Raw genomic sequence first — 15942 nt, forward strand, 5'->3', positions numbered from 1 at the left:
TCCGCCCGCTAGCCTGCAGACGAGATGCTCAACCGCTACGCCCGCGCCTGGCTGGCGCGCGTCCTGACGCCGCTGGCCGCCTTCCTGCTGCGCCGGGGCGTCAGCCCTGATGCGGTCACCGTGGTCGGGACCCTCGGCGTGGTGGTCTCCGCCCTGGTGGCCTACCCGCAGGGGCAGCTGTTCTGGGGCACGATCGCCATCACGTGCTTCGTCTTCTCCGACGCGGTCGACGGCACCATGGCGCGGATGTCCGGGCGCACCAGCGCCTGGGGCGGCTTCCTCGACTCCACCCTGGACAGGTTCGGCGACGCCGCCGTCTTCGGGGGACTGGTGCTCTACGCCACCGGATCGGGTGCGGAGACGCCCTGGGCCCGGGGCCTGGCGGTGCTGGCGCTGGCCAACATGGCCCTCGGTTTCGTCGTCTCCTACGCCCGCGCCCGCGCGGAGGCGGCCGGTGCGCGCGCCGACGTCGGCATCGCCGAGCGCAGCGAGCGCCTCGTGGCCACCCTTGTGGTGACCGCCTTCGTCGGACTGGGCCTGCCGCAGACCGTGCTCGTGGTGGTGCTGGCGCTGCTCGCGGCGGCCAGCTGCGTCACCGTCGGGCAGCGCCTCGCGCTGGTGCGCCGGCAGCTCCTGCCCGAGGACGAGCCGGCTCGTGCCGGCACCTGACGGCGGGCGCCGGCGGACCCCCGCGCGGCTCATCACCCGGCGCGGAGCACCGCTCGCAGGTCGGCCCGGTGCGGCCGCGCTCGGCTACCGCGCGGCCTTCGCCGTCGTCCCCCGCCTCCCTGAGGCCCTGGTCCGCGCGGCGGCGTCGCTGGGCGCCGAGGTCGCCGCCCGCCGGGGCGGTCCCGGGGTCCGCCGCCTGGAGGGCAACCTGGCCCGCGCCACCGGGGCCTCCGGCGAGGACCTGCGACGGCTCGTGCGAGCGGGGATGCGCTCCTACGCCCGCTACTGGGCCGACGCCTTCCGCCTGCACGTGTGGACCCCGCAGCAGCTGCTCGAGCGCACCCGGGTCGAGGGGGAGGGTCTGGCCGAGCTGGTCGAGGCGCTGGAGGCGGGCCGCGGCGCGGTCGCCTTCCTCGGGCACTCCGGCTCGTGGGACCAGGTGGGTGCCTGGGCGGCCGCCGTGTGGGACGCCCCGGTGGTCACCGTGGCCGAGCGCCTGGAGCCTGCGGAGGTCTTCGAGGCGTTCCTCGCCTTCCGCGAGCGCCTGGGCCTGACCGTGGTCGCCGTGGAGCGCGGCGGTTCCAGCGGCAGCTTCGCCTCGCTCGTGCGGGCGCTGCGCGGCGGGGCGTTCGTGCCGCTGCTGGCCGACCGCGACCTGTCCGGCGGTGGTGTACCGGTGGAGCTGCTGGGGCACCCGTCGCGGTCCGCGGCGGGCCCGGCGGCGCTGGCGCTGACCACGGGGGCGCCGCTGTTCCCCGTGAGCGTCCACTACGAGCCCTCGTCCCTCCGGCGCAGCCCGTGGCGGTCGTGGACGGCGGTCGCCGTCGTCCACCCCCGTGTCACCGCCCCCGGCGCTCCGGGCGCGGGGCCGGGGCAGCGGCCGGACCGCAAGGCCCAGACGGCCGCGATGACGCAGGCCTGCGTCGACGTGCTCAGCGCCGCGGTGCGGGAGCACCCCGCGGACTGGCACATGCTCCAGCGGGTGTTCACCGGCGGCCCGGCTGGCCTGACCGCTGCGGAGGCGCTGGTCCCGGCGCGGGAGCCGGCGCCGTGAGGGTGGGGCTGGTCTGCCCGTACTCCTTCGACGTCCCCGGAGGCGTGCAGGCCCACGTCGCCGACCTCGCCGAGGTGCTCCTGGAGCAGGGGCACGAGGTCTCCGTGCTGGCGCCGGTCTCCACGCCCGCCCCGGACCCCGCCGGGGGGGAGCCGGACCCGCTCCCGCCCTGGCTGGTCTCCTCCGGTGGGGCGGTCCCGGTCTCCTACAACGGCTCCGTGGCGCGGGTGAGCTTCGGCCCGGTGGTGGGCCTGCGCGTGCGCCGGTGGCTCGCCGAGGGCGGCTTCGACGTCGTCCACCTGCACGAGCCCGTCACGCCCAGCATCGCCCTCATCGCCATGCTGGCCGCCGAGGTGCCGCTGGTGGCCACCTTCCACACCGCGTCCCTGCGCTCGCGGGCCCTGCAGGCGGCCCTGCCGCTGGTGCGGCCCGGGCTGGAGAAGCTGTCGGCCCGCATCGCGGTGAGCGAGGACGCCCGCCGCCGGGTGGTCGAGCACCTGGGGGGAGACGCCGTCGTCGTCCCCAACGGCGTGCACGTGGACCGGTACGCCAGCGCCCCCGTCCGCCAGGAGTGGCGCGGGCGCCCCGGGGCGCCGGTCCTGCTGTTCCTGGGGCGCTTCGAGGAGCCGCGCAAGGGCTTCGGGGTGCTCGCCGAGGCCCTGCCGGTCCTGCGTGCCGAGCACCCCGGGCTGCGCGTGCTCGTCGCCGGCCGCGGCGACCCCCGTGCCGCCCGCGCGCTCGCCGGGGAGCACGCTGACTGCCTGGAGCTGCTCGGCTCGGTGAGCGAGGCGGACAAGGCCTCCCTGCTGGCCTCCGCAGACCTGTACGTGGCGCCGCAGACGGCGGGGGAGAGCTTCGGCATCGTCCTGGTGGAGGCCATGAGCGCCGGCACCCCCGTGCTGGCCAGCGCCCTGCCCGCCTTCTCCCGCGTGCTCGACGGCGGCGCGCTGGGGCAGCTCGTGCCCGTGGGCGACCCCGCCGCCCTGGCGGCGGCTGCCTCGTCGCTCCTCGGCGACGACGAGCGCCGCCGGCGCCTCGCCGGCGAGGCCTCACGAGCCGTCCGCCGCTACGACTGGTCGGTGGTCGCCCACCGCGTGCTCACCGTCTACGAGACCGTGCTCAGCGGGGTGCGCGGCGGCGAGGCCGCCCTCGGCGAGCTCGGCGACGACCCCGCCGCGGGGCGCCTGCTCACCCAGTGGCGCGACACGACGGCGACGGCGCAGCTGCCGGCGCCGGCCGTGCGCACTGGTGAGGTGCTGCCGTGAGCGACCACGTGCTCCTGCTGCCGGCCGTCCTGCTGGCCGTCGTCGTCGTCCTCGGGGGGCTGGCGTGGTGGCTCACCGCGCGCGCGGCGCGGCTCGACCGGATGCACGTGCGCGTGGAGACCACCCGCGCCGCCCTGGACGCGGCGCTGCTGCGCCGCGCCGCCGCCACCGAGGCGCTCGCGGCCAGCGGAGCCCTCGACCCGGCCAGTGCGCTGCTCCTCGCCTCCGCCGCGGCCGAGGCGACAGCGCCCCTGGAGGAGCTGGAGCGCGAGGTGGTGGAGTCCGACCTCACCCGCGCGCTGCGCGCGGTGCTCACGCCGGGGGCGGTGCAGGTGCTGCACGACCGCCGCGAGCCGGTGGTGGAGGAGCTCCTCGCCGACCTCGCCACCGCCTGCGAGCGGGTCGTGCTGGCCAGGCGCTTCGCCAACGACGCCGTGGTGGCGGCCCGGCGCACCCGCGGTCGCCGCGTGGAGCGGTGGGCGCACCTGGCGGGCAGGGCGCCGATGCCGCGCACCTTCGACGTCGACGACGAGCCGCCCGCGCTCGCACCCCGGCGCCCGCACGGTCCGCCCCGGCAGGCGGGTCCGGCCGAGCGGCTGACAGGCTGACGCCGTGGTCGAGTCGCTCGGTGCAGGCGGAGCCGCTGACGGGGCCGGCGCAGCTGGTGGGGCGGAGCCGGACGAGTGGGTCCTCGGCGAGGACGGCCTGTGGTTCCGCCGCGGGGCCCGCGTGCTGCTCGTGGACCCCACCGGCGCTGCCGGCCAGGACGACGACGGCGGTGAGGGCCTCCACGTGCTGCTGGTGCGCGGTCACGACGCCGACCAGCCCGAGCGCTCGTGGTGGTTCACCGTCGGCGGCGGCATCGGGCCGCAGGAGGACCCGCGCGCCGCGGCCGCGCGCGAGCTGCGCGAGGAGACGGGGCTGGAGGTCACCGCGGAGCAGCTGGTCGGCCCGGTGGGGGAGCGCAGCGCGGTCTTCGACTTCCTCGCCCGCACGTGCCGCCAGGACGAGCTCTTCTTCCTCGCCCTCGTGCCCGGGGCGCGAGCCCGCGGCGTCTCCACCGCGGGGTGGACGGAGCTGGAGAGCGACGTCCTCGACGAGCTGCGCTGGTGGTCGCTGCCGGAGCTGGCCGCAGCCCAGGAGGCTGGGGCGACCGTGTACCCGCACGCCCTCGTGGACCTCGTCGAGGAGCTGGCCGGCGGCTGGGACGGTGTGCTGCGCCACATCGGCGACTGAGGCGCTCGCCAGGACGCCGCCGCGCCGCAGGTGGAAGGGCCTCCCGGCCTGATCAGGCGGTGCGTCGCCCTCGGCGCGCCGCCGTACCATGGGAGGCATGTCCGAGTCCTCCACCTCTGCCTCGCAGCCCCAGGTCGGCACCTCCCGCGTCAAGCGCGGCATGGCCGAGATGCTCAAGGGCGGCGTGATCATGGACGTCGTCACCGCTGAGCAGGCGCGCATCGCCGAGGACGCCGGCGCCGTGGCCGTCATGGCCCTCGAGCGCGTCCCCGCCGACATCCGCGCGCAGGGCGGCGTGGCCCGCATGAGCGACCCCGACCTCATCGACGCCATCCAGGCCGAGGTCTCCATCCCCGTCATGGCGAAGGCCCGCATCGGCCACTTCGTCGAGGCGCAGGTGCTCCAGAGCCTCGGTGTCGACTACGTGGACGAGTCCGAGGTGCTCACCCCGGCCGACTACACCCACCACATCGACAAGTGGCAGTTCACCGTGCCCTTCGTCTGCGGCGCCACCAACCTCGGGGAGGCGCTCCGCCGCATCACCGAGGGCGCGGCCATGATCCGTTCCAAGGGCGAGGCGGGCACCGGTGACGTCTCCAACGCCACCACGCACATGCGCACCATCCGCGCGGAGATCCAGCGGCTGACCTCGCTCAGCAAGGACGAGCTCTACGTCGCCGCCAAGGAGCTGCAGGCCCCCTACGACCTCGTCGTGGAGGTGGCCGAGGCCGGACGCCTGCCCGTCGTGCTCTTCACCGCCGGCGGCATCGCCACCCCGGCCGACGCCGCGATGATGATGCAGCTGGGCGCTGACGGCGTCTTCGTGGGCTCCGGGATCTTCAAGTCGGGCAACCCGCAGCAGCGCGCCGAGGCGATCGTGCAGGCCACCACCTTCCACGACGACCCCGACGTCATCGCCAAGGTCTCCCGCGGCCTGGGCGAGGCCATGGTCGGTCTCAACGTCGAGGCGATCCCCGAGCCGCACCGCCTGGCGCAGCGCGGCTGGTGAGCTGACAGCTCGCTGCACCGCCTGCAGCGAGCTCCTGACGACGGCCGGCGTCCCGTGAGGGGCCGCCGGCCGTCGTCGTCCTGCGGTGGCGCTTCGGCGGTTCTCGCTGGCTCTCTGCCACCCCGTCCGCAGCTGACCTCGGGCACCTGGGGACAGGACCGCGGCTGCCGGGGAGGCCCACGCGTGGGAGCCCGGCACCCACCAGACGGTCTGCGGGCTGGCGCTGTCGCGCTCGCAGCTGGAGCGCCTCCCGCACGTGTCCTGGGACGACGCGCCGGCGTCCCGGACCGGTGAGCGCGTCACGCGGATGTGCCCGCGCTGCCGCGGGGCGACGCGGCGGCGCGAGCCCCGTGAGGCGTGCCGGTGGAGTCCGCCCGACCCCGCGGCCCAGCCGGGCCCCGGGGCGTCGCCGGGCGCACCACCCGCCGGCTGAGCCTCAGCGCCTGCTCAGCGCCCGGTTGACGTCGTCGACGGCGGCGCGGGGGTCCGGGACCTCCACCACCGCCCGGGCGAAGCCCGACGTGTCCGCTCCCGGCTCCATCTGGACGACGACGGTCCGCCGGCCCGAGTGCACGGCGTACAGCGTCTTGTCCCCGCCGCGGTGGAAGGTGCCCACGGCGGCCACGCCCGGCAGGTGCAGCCCCGGGGCGCGGACTCCTTTGGGCTCGGCGGCGGCGCCCGGGTCTGCCGTGGCCCCGCGGACCGCTGAGAGCGGCACCACCAGGCGCCGCCGGAGCGCCCACAGGGCGTCGAGGCCCACGAGCCGCACCTCGAGCTGTCCGTCGCTGACCCTGATGCGTGCCATCACGCCCTCCTCGTTGCTGGTGTCGTCGGGGTCGGACCGGTGGGGACCACGGGGGGCGCCTCCGCCTCGGGGAGGTCGTCCTCGAGGTGGGCTCGCTCCAGCAGGCGCCGCCCGAGGACCGTGACGGCAGTCGGGCCGAGCGCGCCACAGGCGTCGCGGACGAGGTCCCGGACCTCGTCGTCGTGGGGTGCCAGCTCCAGCGAGGCCACGAGCAGCAGGTCGAGCGCTCGCTCGTCGTCTTCGGGGGCCTCGCGGGGGCTGGAGGTGTGGCGGGCCAGGGCGGCCAGGAAGAGGCCGCGCTTGCTGCCGAAGGCGCCGTAGAGGCTGCCGCGGTGCAGGCCGGTGGCGATGACGAGGTCGTCGACGGAGGTCGCGGCGTAGCCGAGGTCGGTGAAGCAGTGCGTGGCGGCGTCCACGACGACCGCCTCGTCGAAGCTCCTGGGTCGGGCCATGGCCCCATCCTCGTACATGGATGAACGGTCAGTCAATAACAGGGACGGGCACGTCACCGGTCTGGCGCGCTGTCGGACGTCGCAGGGAGGGTGGCCCGCGTGAGCGCGCAGCCCCTCGAGAGCGACCCGGAGGTCCACCGCGTCGGCGTCACCCGCGAGCAGTTCGACCGGATGGTCGGACCCGACGGCTGCGACAGCCCTCCGGTGGAGCTGTTGGAAGGGGTGCTGGTCGAGGTGGTGCCGCAGGGGTGGGAGCACGACGAGGTCGTCGGCGAGCTGGGCCACGCCCTGGCGCAGACCGTGCCGGTGCCGTGGCGGGTGCGGACGCACTCACCGTTCTGGCTGGCCCCCGGTCGCAGCCCGAGCCTGGTGTCGCCGTCGTCCTGCGTCGCCCCGGAGCGCACCCCGACACCGCGGCCCTCGTGGTGGAGGTGGCGCAGTCGAGCCAGCGGCTCGACCTCGTGCACGAGCCGCGCGTCTGCGCGGCTGCCGGGGCTTCCGTCTGCGGGGTGGTCGACCTGCCGGCCCACGAGGTCGTCGTCCACACCGGTCCGGTCGAGGGCGGCTGCGCGAGCGTGGAGCGGGTGCCGTGGTCGGCGGCGCTCGTCGTGACCATCGAGGGCCACGAGCTGTCGCTCGTGCTCGACGAGCTGCTCGCCGACTCCAGCTGACGCTGGAGGTGTCCGAGCGCGGGTGGGCTAGCCCTCGAAGCCGGCGCTCACGGTGACGGTGCCCGGGGCCACCTCGGTGTAGCCGGCGTCGCGGACGTCCACCCGCTGCGACGCCGGCAGCGCGGGCGCCCCCTGGGTGACGACGACAGCGAGGCCCGTGGCCACGTCGGGCTCTGCGCCGGCCAGCCACCCGGCGACGGTGGCGCGGTCGAGGCGCTCGAGGGCGAGCTGCGCCGCGTGGCCGACCTGAGCGACGGCCTTGCCGGTGCTCATCCCCACTCCCGGTGCCAGTCGGATGGTCAGCACGGGCCCCACGGGGGTGGCTGACTGGGGGTACCTCCCGCTTGCGGGGGATCCCTGCCCGCGGGGAGGGGACTCGGGGTCGGTGAGCTCCAGGCCTCCGACCTGCAGGTCCCGCAGGACCTTCGGGGCGTCGTCGCGCGGGTGCGGTGCGAACGCCCGCACCCGCGCGGAGCCCGCCCGGGCCTCGACGTGCTCCAGCTGCGCCGTCCGCTCCCAGCGGGATCCGCGCGCGCGGCGACCGATCTTGCGGATCCGCTGGCCGCGCCACCGGGTCACAGCGTCGTGGAAGACGCCGTCGGGCTCGGTGGTGCGCTCGTCGACGAGCAGGGCGACGACGGCGCGGGCCGCCGCGACCAGCACGTCGGTGTGCGCCGGGGGACCGCCGGCGTCCTCCCGCTCGACCCTCACCACGAGCGAGAGCGCCCACGGCTCCTCCTCCGGCGGGAGCCAGGACCGCTCGTCCGGCTGCTCGCTCACGTGACCGTCGGCCGCTCGGCGTGCTCGGCAGCCTCGTGCTCGCCAGCGTCGAGGACGGCCCGCAGCGCGACGACGGCGGCCATCACGTCGGCGTGGGAGAGGTACAGCGGCGCGACGCCCCACCGCACGACGTCGGGCGCGCGGAAGTCGCCCTCGACGCCGCGGGCGTGCAGCGCGCGCGACAGCCCCCACGCCTGCGGGTGGCGCAGCGCGAGGGCGCTGCCGCGGCGGTCCGCGTCGCGCGGGGTGACCACCTCGACCTCGGGCACCAGGGCGTCCAGCGCCTCCAGGGCGAAGCCCGTCAGCGACACCGACCTCGCGCGCACCGCGTCGACGTCGACGTCGTCGTAGGCGGTCAGGGCGGCCTCCAGCGCCAGCAGGCTGATCATCTGAGGCGTGCCCGTCCGGGCCACCGCGATGTCGGGGGCCGGGGTGTACTCGCGGGTCATGGCGAAGGGCTGCGCTGCGGAGTTCCAGCCCGGCACGGGGTTGGCGAAGCCCGCCTGCAGGCGGTGGGGCACGTAGACCCACGCCGGGGCGCCCGGGCCCCCGTTGAGGAACTTGTAGCTGCAGCCGACCGCGTAGTCGACGTCGTTCGCGTCGAGGTCGGCGGGCACCACCCCGGCGGAGTGGCACAGGTCCCACAGCGCCAGCGCGCCGGCGTCGTGGGCGGCCCGGGTCAGCCCGGGCAGGTCCCACAGCTCGCCGGTGCGGTAGTCGACCTGGCTGAGGGCCAGCAGGGCGACCTCGTCGCCGCGGGCGGCGAGCACGGACGGCACGTCCGGCGGCGCGGCGAGCACGACCTCCAGCCCTGCCAGGCGGGCGTCGGAGGCCAGCACGAACAGGTCGGTGGGGAAGGACCCGGGATCGGCGACGACGACGCGGCGGCGGTCGTCGTGCCTCTTCGCCTCGGCGGCCGCGGCCAGGTGGACCTTGTGGAGCTGGACGCTGGTGCAGTCGCCCACCACCACCTGGCCGGGAGCCGCCCCGACCAGCGCGCCGATGCGGTCACCGACGCGCTGCGGTGCGCCCCACCACCCCTCGGTGTTCCACCCGCCCACGCGCGCCCGGCCCCACTGGCGCTGCACCGCGTCGGCGACGGCGGGCGCCACCGCGCGCGGCAGGGCGCCGAGGCTGTTGCCCACGAGGTAGACCGAGCCGTCGTCGGGCAGGTCGAAGCGCTCGCGCAGGTCGCCCAGGGGGTCCGCGGCCTCGAGCCCGGCGGCGCGCTCGGCCAGCTCCGGCGGGGCGGTCGCCGGAGTGGTCGCCGCCGGGCCGGCCGGGTGATCATCAGCAGTGGTCACCCGCCCATCCTGCCGGGCTGGGACCATGGACCCGTGAGCGCTGCACCCGTGACCACTCCCGGACCCTCGGCGGCCCCCACGGCCAGGTCCTCCGGCGACGGGCCCCTCGTGGGCGTCCTGGCGCTCCAGGGGGACGTCCGCGAGCACGCCCGCGCGCTGGAGGCGGTGGGAGCCCGCGCCGTGCCGGTGCGGCGCCCGAGCGAGCTGCGCGCGGTGGACGCGCTCGTGCTGCCCGGCGGGGAGTCGACCACCATCGACAAGCTCGCCCGCCGCTTCGAGCTGCACGACCTGCTGCGCGAGCGGATCGCCGACGGCATGCCGGCCTACGGCTCGTGCGCCGGGCTGATCATGCTGGCGGACCGCCTCGTGGACGCCATCCCCGGCCAGCAGACCTTCGGCGGGCTCGACGTGCTGGTGCGCCGCAACGCCTTCGGCCGGCAGGTGGAGTCGTTCGAGGAGGACCTCGACGTCGACGGCGTCGAGGGCGGCCCGGTCCGCGCGGCCTTCATCCGCGCGCCGTGGGTCGAGCAGGTCGGCGACGGCGTGGAGGTGCTCGCGCGCACCCGCACGGCGGCCGCGGCCGACCGCGTGGTGGCCGTGAGGTCGGGCAACCTGCTCGCCACGTCCTTCCACCCGGAGATCACGGGCGACCACCGCGTCCACGCGCTGTTCGTCCGGATGATCGATGCCGCCGCTCAGCGGTGAGCGGCGCCGCCCGCCCTCGGTAGGATGGGCTGCTGACCTGATCTGACCAGCGAGCCCCGAGGAGGTGTGCGATGTCGGGCCACTCCAAGTGGGCGACCACCAAGCACCAGAAGGCCGTCAAGGACGCCAAGCGCAGTTCGGCCTTCGCCAAGCTCATCAAGAACATCGAGGTCGCGGCCCGCACGGGCGGCGGTGACCCGGCCGGCAACCCGACGCTCTACGACGCCATCCAGAAGGCGAAGAAGAACTCGGTGCCGAACGACAACATCGACAGGGCGGTCAAGCGCGGCTCCGGCCAGGAGACCGGCGGCGCCGACTACCAGACGATCATGTACGAGGGCTACGCGGCCCACGGCGTGGCCGTGCTCGTCGAGTGCCTCACCGACAACCGCAACCGCGCGGCCTCCGACGTGCGGGTGGCCTTCACGCGCAACGGCGGCACCATGGCCGACCCGGGCAGCGTGGCCTACCTCTTCACCCGCAAGGGCGTCGTGGAGGTCCCCGCCGAGGGGCACGACGAGGACGACGTCCTCGGCGCCGTGCTGGACGCGGGTGCGGAGGAGGTGAACCGCGTCGGTGACTCCTTCGAGGTGGTCTCCGAGGCGACCGACCTCGTGGCCGTCCGCACGGCGCTGCAGGAGGCGGGCATCGAGTACGACTCCGCCGAGGCCTCGTTCGTCCCGTCGATGCAGGTCCCGCTCGACGCCGAGCAGGCGCGCTCGGTGCTCAAGCTCATCGACGCCCTCGACGACCTGGACGACGTCCAGAACGTCTACGCCAACCTCGACGTGCCGGACGGGGTCCTCGAGGACGCCTGAGCGTCCTCCGGTGACGGTCACCGCGTCTTCGCGGGGACCTTCCACTCCTTCGGCTGGGCCCGTGCCGCTGCGGCGGCGCGGGCCCACGCCGTCTGCGCCGCCGTGGGGGCGCCGGCGCTGCCGGCCACGGAGGCGAGCGGGTCCGCGTGGTAGGCGGTGTCCTGGCCCGCGGCCAGCGCCGTGGGGCCGCCGCGCCACAGGTGGCAGATCGCCAGCGCCAGGCCGTCGGCGGCGTCCGCGGGCCGCGGCGCCTCCGCCAGGGCGAGGATCTTCGTGATCATCAGGGTGACCTGCGCCTTGTCGGCGCGGCCGTTGCCGGTCACCGCGGCCTTCACCTCGCTGGGCGTGTGCGTGGCCACCGGCAGGCCGTGCTGCGCGGCCAGCATCATGGCGATGCCGCTGGCCTGCGCCGTCCCCATGATCGTCGAGACGTCGTTGCGGGCGAAGACCCGCTCCACCGCCACGGCGTCCGGCAGGCACTCCCTCAGGACGGCGGTCAGCCCGTCCGCCACCTGCAGCAGCCGCTGCGCCAGCGGCAGCTCCGGCTCCGTGCGCACCACGCCGACGGCCACGAGCTTCGCCCGGCGCCCGGGCAGGCCGTCCACCACGCCCCACCCGCAGCGGGTGAGGCCCGGGTCGACCCCCATGACGCGCACCCGTCCAGCCTCGCACGTCGCACGCCCGTTCGGGTGACGACAGGTGACGTGGCGTCACGCAGCCGCAGCCACCGTCGAGCTGTCGGTGGGCCGTGCGAGGGTGACCCGCGTGACGTCGTCTGTGCCCTCCCGGATGGTCCCCGCGGCGGTGGCCCCGTGATCGCCTCGGTGCGCGGCACCGTGCTCTCCCTGCGCCTGGACGGCGTCGTCGTGGAGGTGGGGGGCGTCGGCATGCTCGTGCACACCACCCCCCGCACCCTCGCCGACCTGCGGCGCGGGGCCGAGGCGCTGCTCCACACGAGCCTCGTGGTCCGGGAGGACTCCCTCACCCTGTTCGGCTTCGCCGAGGCTGACGAGCGCGACGTCTTCGAGGTGCTCCAGTCCGTCACCGGCGTCGGCCCGCGCCTGGCGCTCGCGGTGCTCGCGGTCCACTCCCCGGAGGAGCTGCGCGTCGCTGTCGCCTCCGAGGACCTCGTGGCCCTCAAGCGCGTGCCGGGCATCGGCCAGAAGGGCGCCCAGCGCATGGTGCTCGACCTCGCGGACAAGATCGGAGCCCCGAGCGGCGAGGTCCCCGCTCCGCGGGCCGGTCGCGCAGCGGCCGCTGCCGCGCCGGTGGCAGCCAAGCCCACCCCCTCGCCCGTGGTGGAGGCGCTCGTCGGCTTCGGCTTCAGCACCAAGCAGGCGGAGGACGCCGTCGCAGCGGTCACCGCGGACGGCGGCGCTGGGGGAGAGGGCGGTGACGGGTCCGGTGCTGACCTCGCCACCACGCTGCGCGCCGCGCTGCGCCACCTCGGGCGGCACTGATGGGTGACTCCTCCCGCGAGCTCTCGGGGTCGGGGCAGCCGGGGGACGACGACGGCGCCCTCGGCGTCCGGCTCGTGGAGCCCGGTGCCGACGACACCGAGCGCGCCGCGGAGAGCGCCCTGCGCCCCAAGCGGCTGCGCGACTTCGTCGGCCAGCAGGTGGTGCGCGACCAGCTCTCCATCGTGCTGGAGTCGGCGCGGGCGAGGGGCCGGGCGCCCGACCACGTGCTGTTGTCGGGTCCCCCCGGGCTGGGCAAGACCACGCTCTCGATGATCATCGCGGCCGAGCTGGGCACCAACCTGCGCATCACCTCCGGCCCGGCCATCCAGCACGCCGGGGACCTCGCCGCGGTGCTCACCTCCCTGGAGGAGGGCGACGTCCTCTTCGTCGACGAGGTGCACCGCGTCGCGCGCCCCGCCGAGGAGCTGCTGTACGTGGCCATGGAGGACTTCCGCGTCGACGTCGTCGTCGGCAAGGGGCCCGGGGCCACCGCCATCCCGCTCGACCTGCCGCCCTTCACCCTCGTCGGGGCCACCACGCGCGCCGGGCTGCTGCCGGCGCCGCTGCGCGACAGGTTCGGCTTCACCGCCCACCTCGACTTCTACTCCGCTGGGGAGCTGCAGCAGGTGCTGCACCGCTCCGCGGCGCTGCTCGGGGTCGCCCTCACGAGCGAGGGCGCCGCCGAGGTCGCCCGTCGCTCGCGCGGCACGCCCCGCATCGCCAACCGTCTGCTGCGGCGGGTCCGCGACTGGTCGCTGGTGCGCGGCAGCGGTGCCAGCGGCGGCAGCGCCGTCGTCGACGAGGCCTCCGCCCGGGCGGCCCTCGAGGTGTACGAGGTCGACCCCCTCGGCCTGGACCGCATCGACAGGGCCGTGCTGCGCGCGCTGTGCCGCACCTTCGGGGGCGGTCCGGTGGGGCTGTCGACCCTGGCGGTCTCGGTGGGGGAGGAGGCCGAGACGGTGGAGACCGTCGTCGAGCCGTTCCTCGTGCGCGAGGGCATGATCGGGCGCACCCCGCGCGGTCGTGTGGCGACTGACGCCGCGTGGCGCCACCTGGGGCTCGAGCCGCCGCTGAACCGGCCCGGTGGCCTGCCCGGCCAGCTGGAGCTGGGCGAGCCGGGCGGAGGGCGCTCCCCGGAGCACCTTCCGCGAACGCCGGATGCTCCCGGCGACGGCAGGTAGGGTCGCTGCCGATGGACGCCTTGATCCTGCTGCTCCCGATCGCCCTGCTGCTCTTCCTCATCCTGAGGGGACGCAAGCAGCAGCGGTCCGTCGCCGACCTGCAGTCGTCACTGGCCGTGGGCCAGCGCGTCATGACGGCCTCCGGGCTGTACGGCACCGTCCTCGAGGTCACCGACACCACGGTCGACCTCGAGCCGTCCCCCGGCGTGCGGATGACCTGGGCCCGCGCCGCGGTCGCCCGCGTCGTCGACGCCCCGGTCAAGGACGCCGACGGCGTCACCAGCAGCGATCCGTCCTCCGCGTCGACGGCCCTGCCGCCGGTCGACGGCGGCACCGCCCCCGGCGCTGCGGGCACCGCTGGCGATGCCCCGGAGCGGCACGACCGCTGATCCCACGGCGCACCCCGCGCCGCTCACCGTCGGCCCACGGGCCGGCCTCCGTCCGGAAGAGACCCCGTTGGCACGCTCCCGATCCTCCACGTCCCGCGCCCGGCGCTCCCTGCTGTGGCTGACGGCGCTCGTCGTCGCCCTCGTCGCGGGCCTCGGCTCTGCGGTGCAGTGGGGAGGCGCCACCTGGACGCCCAAGCTGGCCCTCGACCTCGCCGGTGGCACGCAGATCATCCTCACGCCCCAGCTGCGCGGCGGTGAGACCGCGAACCAGATCACGCCCCAGACGATCGCTGACGCCATCACGATCATCCGCCAGCGCGTCGACTCCTCGGGCCTCACCGAGGCGGAGATCACGAGCTCCGGCGGCAACAACATCATCGTCAGCCTGCCCGGAGACCCTGCTTCGCAGGCCGGTGCCGTCGAGCTCGTGTCGCAGTCCGCGCAGATGCGGTTCCGACCGGTGCTCTACGTCGCCTCTGCGGCGCCCGCCGCCCCCGCGCCGACCGACGGCGCCACGCCGGCGGCGACCGACGGCGCGACGCCCGGCGCCACCGGTGCTGCGAGCCCGGAGGCCTCGGCCCCGGCTGCCACGCAGAGCGTGACCGGCGCTCCGGCGCCCTCCGAGAGCCAGCAGGGCAGCCGCCTGCCCGGCGCGCTGCTGTCCGGCGCCTCGCCCGCGGCGACCGCGGCGCCCTCCGACACCGCCAGCCCCGCGGCGACCGACGCGGCGACCCCGGCGGCGACCGACGCCGCGAGCCCGGCGGCGACGCCGGCTCCGAGCCCGACCAGCCCGAGCGACCTCAGCCAGGTCACGCCGGAGCTGCTCGCGCAGTTCCAGGCGCTCGACTGCAGCAACCCCGTGCAGGTGGGCACCCAGCTCGACGACGTGGTCGACGGTCCTGTCGTCACGTGCGACGCCACGGGCGCGGAGAAGTACATCCTCGGACCGGTCGAGGTCGAGGGCACCGACATCGCCGACGCCACGGCTGGCCTCGAGACGACCAGCACCGGTGCGACGACCAACCGGTGGGTCGTCAACCTCAGCTTCGACAGCCAGGGGCGCGAGGAGTTCGCCGCGACCAGCACGCGCCTGTTCGGCCTGCAGGCCCCGCAGAACCGCTTCGCCATCGTGCTCGACGGCACCGTGGTCTCGGCGCCGACCATCCAGAGCCCCATCACGGACGGCAACGCGCAGATCAGCGGCTCCTTCACCCAGGAGACGGCGACCACGCTGGCCAACCAGCTCAAGTTCGGCGCCCTGCCGATCTCGTTCACCACGCAGAGCGTCGAGCGGATCTCCGCCGTCCTCGGGTCCGAGCAGCTCGAGCGCGGCCTCCTCGCCGGCGCCATCGGCCTCGTGCTCGTGGTCCTCTACTCCCTCGCCCAGTACCGGGCGCTCGGCCTGGTGACCGTCGCGAGCCTCGTGCTGGCGGCGGGCATCTCCTACCTGGTCACGGTGCTCCTGGGCTGGAACCAGGGGTACCGCCTGAGCCTCGCGGGCGTCGCCGGCTTCATCGTCTCGATCGGCATCACCGCCGACTCGTTCATCGTCTTCTTCGAGCGCGTCCGCGACGAGGTCCGCGAGGGGCGGTCACTGACGTCGGCGGTGGAGACCGGCTGGGCCCGCGCTCGCCGGACGATCATCATCTCCGACGTCGTGAACTTCATGGCCGCCGCGGTGCTGTACTTCCTCGCGGTCGGGGGCGTGAAGGGCTTCGCGTTCATCCTGGGTCTGACCACCATCATCGACCTGCTGGTCGTGGTGCTCTTCACGCACCCGGTGCTGGTGCTGCTGGCCCGCCGGAAGTTCTTCGCCTCCGGTCACCGCATGTCCGGCTTCGACGGCGAGCGGCTCGGCAAGGCCCCTGCCTACGCCGGCCGCGGGCGCGTGCGCACCCCCGCCGAGCGCACCCCGCGCTCGCAGCGGTCGCGGTCGAAGGGCGAGGAGACGGAGTCCCCCTCCGGCGGCTTCGACCCCCTCGGCGACGACACCGGGGACCGCGAGCCGGTGACCTCCGGGTCAGGGGGCCGCACGACCATCGCCCAGCGCCGCGCCGCGGAGGCAGCGCGCCAGCGCAGCGCCGACGGGGACGACGGCGGCAGCTCCGCCGGCTCCTCCGGCACGACCACCGAGGAGCGCTGAC

Annotated in this window: 18 protein-coding genes; 13 read left to right on the plus strand and 5 right to left on the minus strand. The window is 75.6% G+C overall.

Annotation, left to right across the window (positions count from 1 at the left end):
• Positions 1-24: 24 nt before the first annotated feature.
• From pgsA to pdxS, 6 genes are all read left to right on the plus strand, one after another.
• Positions 25-669, plus strand: coding sequence for a phosphatidylinositol phosphate synthase (gene pgsA / locus FMM08_RS03575; protein ID WP_147924989.1), 645 nt, complete (start codon positions 25-27; stop codon positions 667-669).
• Entirely contained in the window at positions 656-1723 is a 1068-nt protein-coding gene (locus FMM08_RS03580; RefSeq protein ID WP_222710371.1) for a phosphatidylinositol mannoside acyltransferase, read from the plus strand. Before pgsA ends, FMM08_RS03580 begins: the two co-directional genes overlap by 14 nt.
• Positions 1720-2988: a glycosyltransferase family 4 protein gene (locus tag FMM08_RS03585; RefSeq protein WP_147924990.1), complete on the plus strand. Its 1269-nt coding sequence runs from the start codon at positions 1720-1722 to the stop codon at positions 2986-2988. The genes FMM08_RS03580 and FMM08_RS03585 overlap by 4 nt, the downstream gene beginning before the upstream one ends.
• 17 nt (positions 2989-3005) lie before the next feature.
• Positions 3006-3596, plus strand: a complete 591-nt coding sequence (locus tag FMM08_RS03590; RefSeq protein WP_147925287.1) for a hypothetical protein — start codon at positions 3006-3008, stop codon at positions 3594-3596.
• A gap of 4 nt (positions 3597-3600) precedes the next feature.
• The gene (locus FMM08_RS03595; protein ID WP_147924991.1) at positions 3601-4224 is read left to right on the plus strand and encodes an NUDIX hydrolase; all 624 of its coding nucleotides are present in this window, start codon (positions 3601-3603) and stop codon (positions 4222-4224) included.
• Positions 4225-4321: 97 nt separating this feature from the next.
• Positions 4322-5233, plus strand: a complete 912-nt coding sequence (gene pdxS / locus FMM08_RS03600) for a pyridoxal 5'-phosphate synthase lyase subunit PdxS (protein WP_147924992.1) — start codon at positions 4322-4324, stop codon at positions 5231-5233.
• Between the two features lie 436 nt (positions 5234-5669).
• Here pdxS and FMM08_RS03605 read toward each other — a convergent pair whose 3' ends face one another.
• Positions 5670-6038 carry a hypothetical protein gene (locus FMM08_RS03605; protein ID WP_147924993.1) on the minus strand — a complete coding sequence of 123 codons (369 nt, stop codon included), beginning with the start codon at positions 6036-6038 and terminating at the stop codon, positions 5670-5672.
• Positions 6038-6490 carry a TetR/AcrR family transcriptional regulator gene (locus FMM08_RS03610; RefSeq protein WP_147924994.1) on the minus strand — a complete coding sequence of 151 codons (453 nt, stop codon included), beginning with the start codon at positions 6488-6490 and terminating at the stop codon, positions 6038-6040. Before FMM08_RS03610 ends, FMM08_RS03605 begins: the two co-directional genes overlap by 1 nt.
• Before the next feature lie 311 nt (positions 6491-6801).
• Here FMM08_RS03610 and FMM08_RS23300 point away from each other — a divergent pair, with 311 nt between their 5' ends.
• Entirely contained in the window at positions 6802-7161 is a 360-nt protein-coding gene (locus tag FMM08_RS23300; protein WP_222710373.1) for a Uma2 family endonuclease, read from the plus strand.
• 27 nt (positions 7162-7188) lie between these two features.
• Here the strand turns inward: FMM08_RS23300 and FMM08_RS03620 are convergent, their stop codons facing one another.
• Positions 7189-7941, minus strand: a complete 753-nt coding sequence (locus FMM08_RS03620; RefSeq protein WP_147924995.1) for an aminoacyl-tRNA hydrolase — start codon at positions 7939-7941, stop codon at positions 7189-7191.
• Positions 7938-9245 carry a kynureninase gene (gene kynU / locus FMM08_RS03625; protein ID WP_222710374.1) on the minus strand — a complete coding sequence of 436 codons (1308 nt, stop codon included), beginning with the start codon at positions 9243-9245 and terminating at the stop codon, positions 7938-7940. The genes FMM08_RS03620 and kynU overlap by 4 nt, the downstream gene beginning before the upstream one ends.
• A gap of 48 nt (positions 9246-9293) precedes the next feature.
• Between kynU and pdxT the strand changes: the two genes are divergently transcribed.
• On the plus strand, positions 9294-9950 hold the full coding sequence (gene pdxT, locus FMM08_RS03630) for a pyridoxal 5'-phosphate synthase glutaminase subunit PdxT (protein ID WP_369431664.1): 657 nt from the start codon (positions 9294-9296) through the stop codon (positions 9948-9950).
• Between the two features lie 71 nt (positions 9951-10021).
• A complete protein-coding gene (locus FMM08_RS03635) occupies positions 10022-10768 on the plus strand; it encodes a YebC/PmpR family DNA-binding transcriptional regulator (RefSeq protein ID WP_147924997.1) in 747 nt (248 codons plus the stop codon).
• A 17-nt stretch (positions 10769-10785) separates the two neighbouring features.
• Here the strand turns inward: FMM08_RS03635 and ruvC are convergent, their stop codons facing one another.
• Positions 10786-11424, minus strand: a complete 639-nt coding sequence (gene ruvC / locus FMM08_RS03640; RefSeq protein ID WP_147924998.1) for a crossover junction endodeoxyribonuclease RuvC — start codon at positions 11422-11424, stop codon at positions 10786-10788.
• A 156-nt stretch (positions 11425-11580) separates the two neighbouring features.
• Here ruvC and ruvA point away from each other — a divergent pair, with 156 nt between their 5' ends.
• From ruvA to secD, 4 genes are all read left to right on the plus strand, one after another.
• The gene (ruvA, locus tag FMM08_RS03645) at positions 11581-12228 is read left to right on the plus strand and encodes a Holliday junction branch migration protein RuvA (protein WP_147924999.1); all 648 of its coding nucleotides are present in this window, start codon (positions 11581-11583) and stop codon (positions 12226-12228) included.
• Positions 12228-13409, plus strand: coding sequence for a Holliday junction branch migration DNA helicase RuvB (gene ruvB / locus FMM08_RS03650; protein ID WP_147925000.1), 1182 nt, complete (start codon positions 12228-12230; stop codon positions 13407-13409). Before ruvA ends, ruvB begins: the two co-directional genes overlap by 1 nt.
• A gap of 11 nt (positions 13410-13420) precedes the next feature.
• On the plus strand, positions 13421-13798 hold the full coding sequence (yajC, locus tag FMM08_RS03655) for a preprotein translocase subunit YajC (RefSeq protein WP_147925001.1): 378 nt from the start codon (positions 13421-13423) through the stop codon (positions 13796-13798).
• A gap of 67 nt (positions 13799-13865) precedes the next feature.
• Positions 13866-15941, plus strand: a complete 2076-nt coding sequence (gene secD / locus FMM08_RS03660) for a protein translocase subunit SecD (protein WP_222710376.1) — start codon at positions 13866-13868, stop codon at positions 15939-15941.
• Position 15942: the final 1 nt, after the last annotated feature.

The organism is Quadrisphaera setariae (assembly GCF_008041935.1).
In the GTDB taxonomy this organism is placed as follows: domain Bacteria; phylum Actinomycetota; class Actinomycetes; order Actinomycetales; family Quadrisphaeraceae; genus Quadrisphaera; species Quadrisphaera setariae.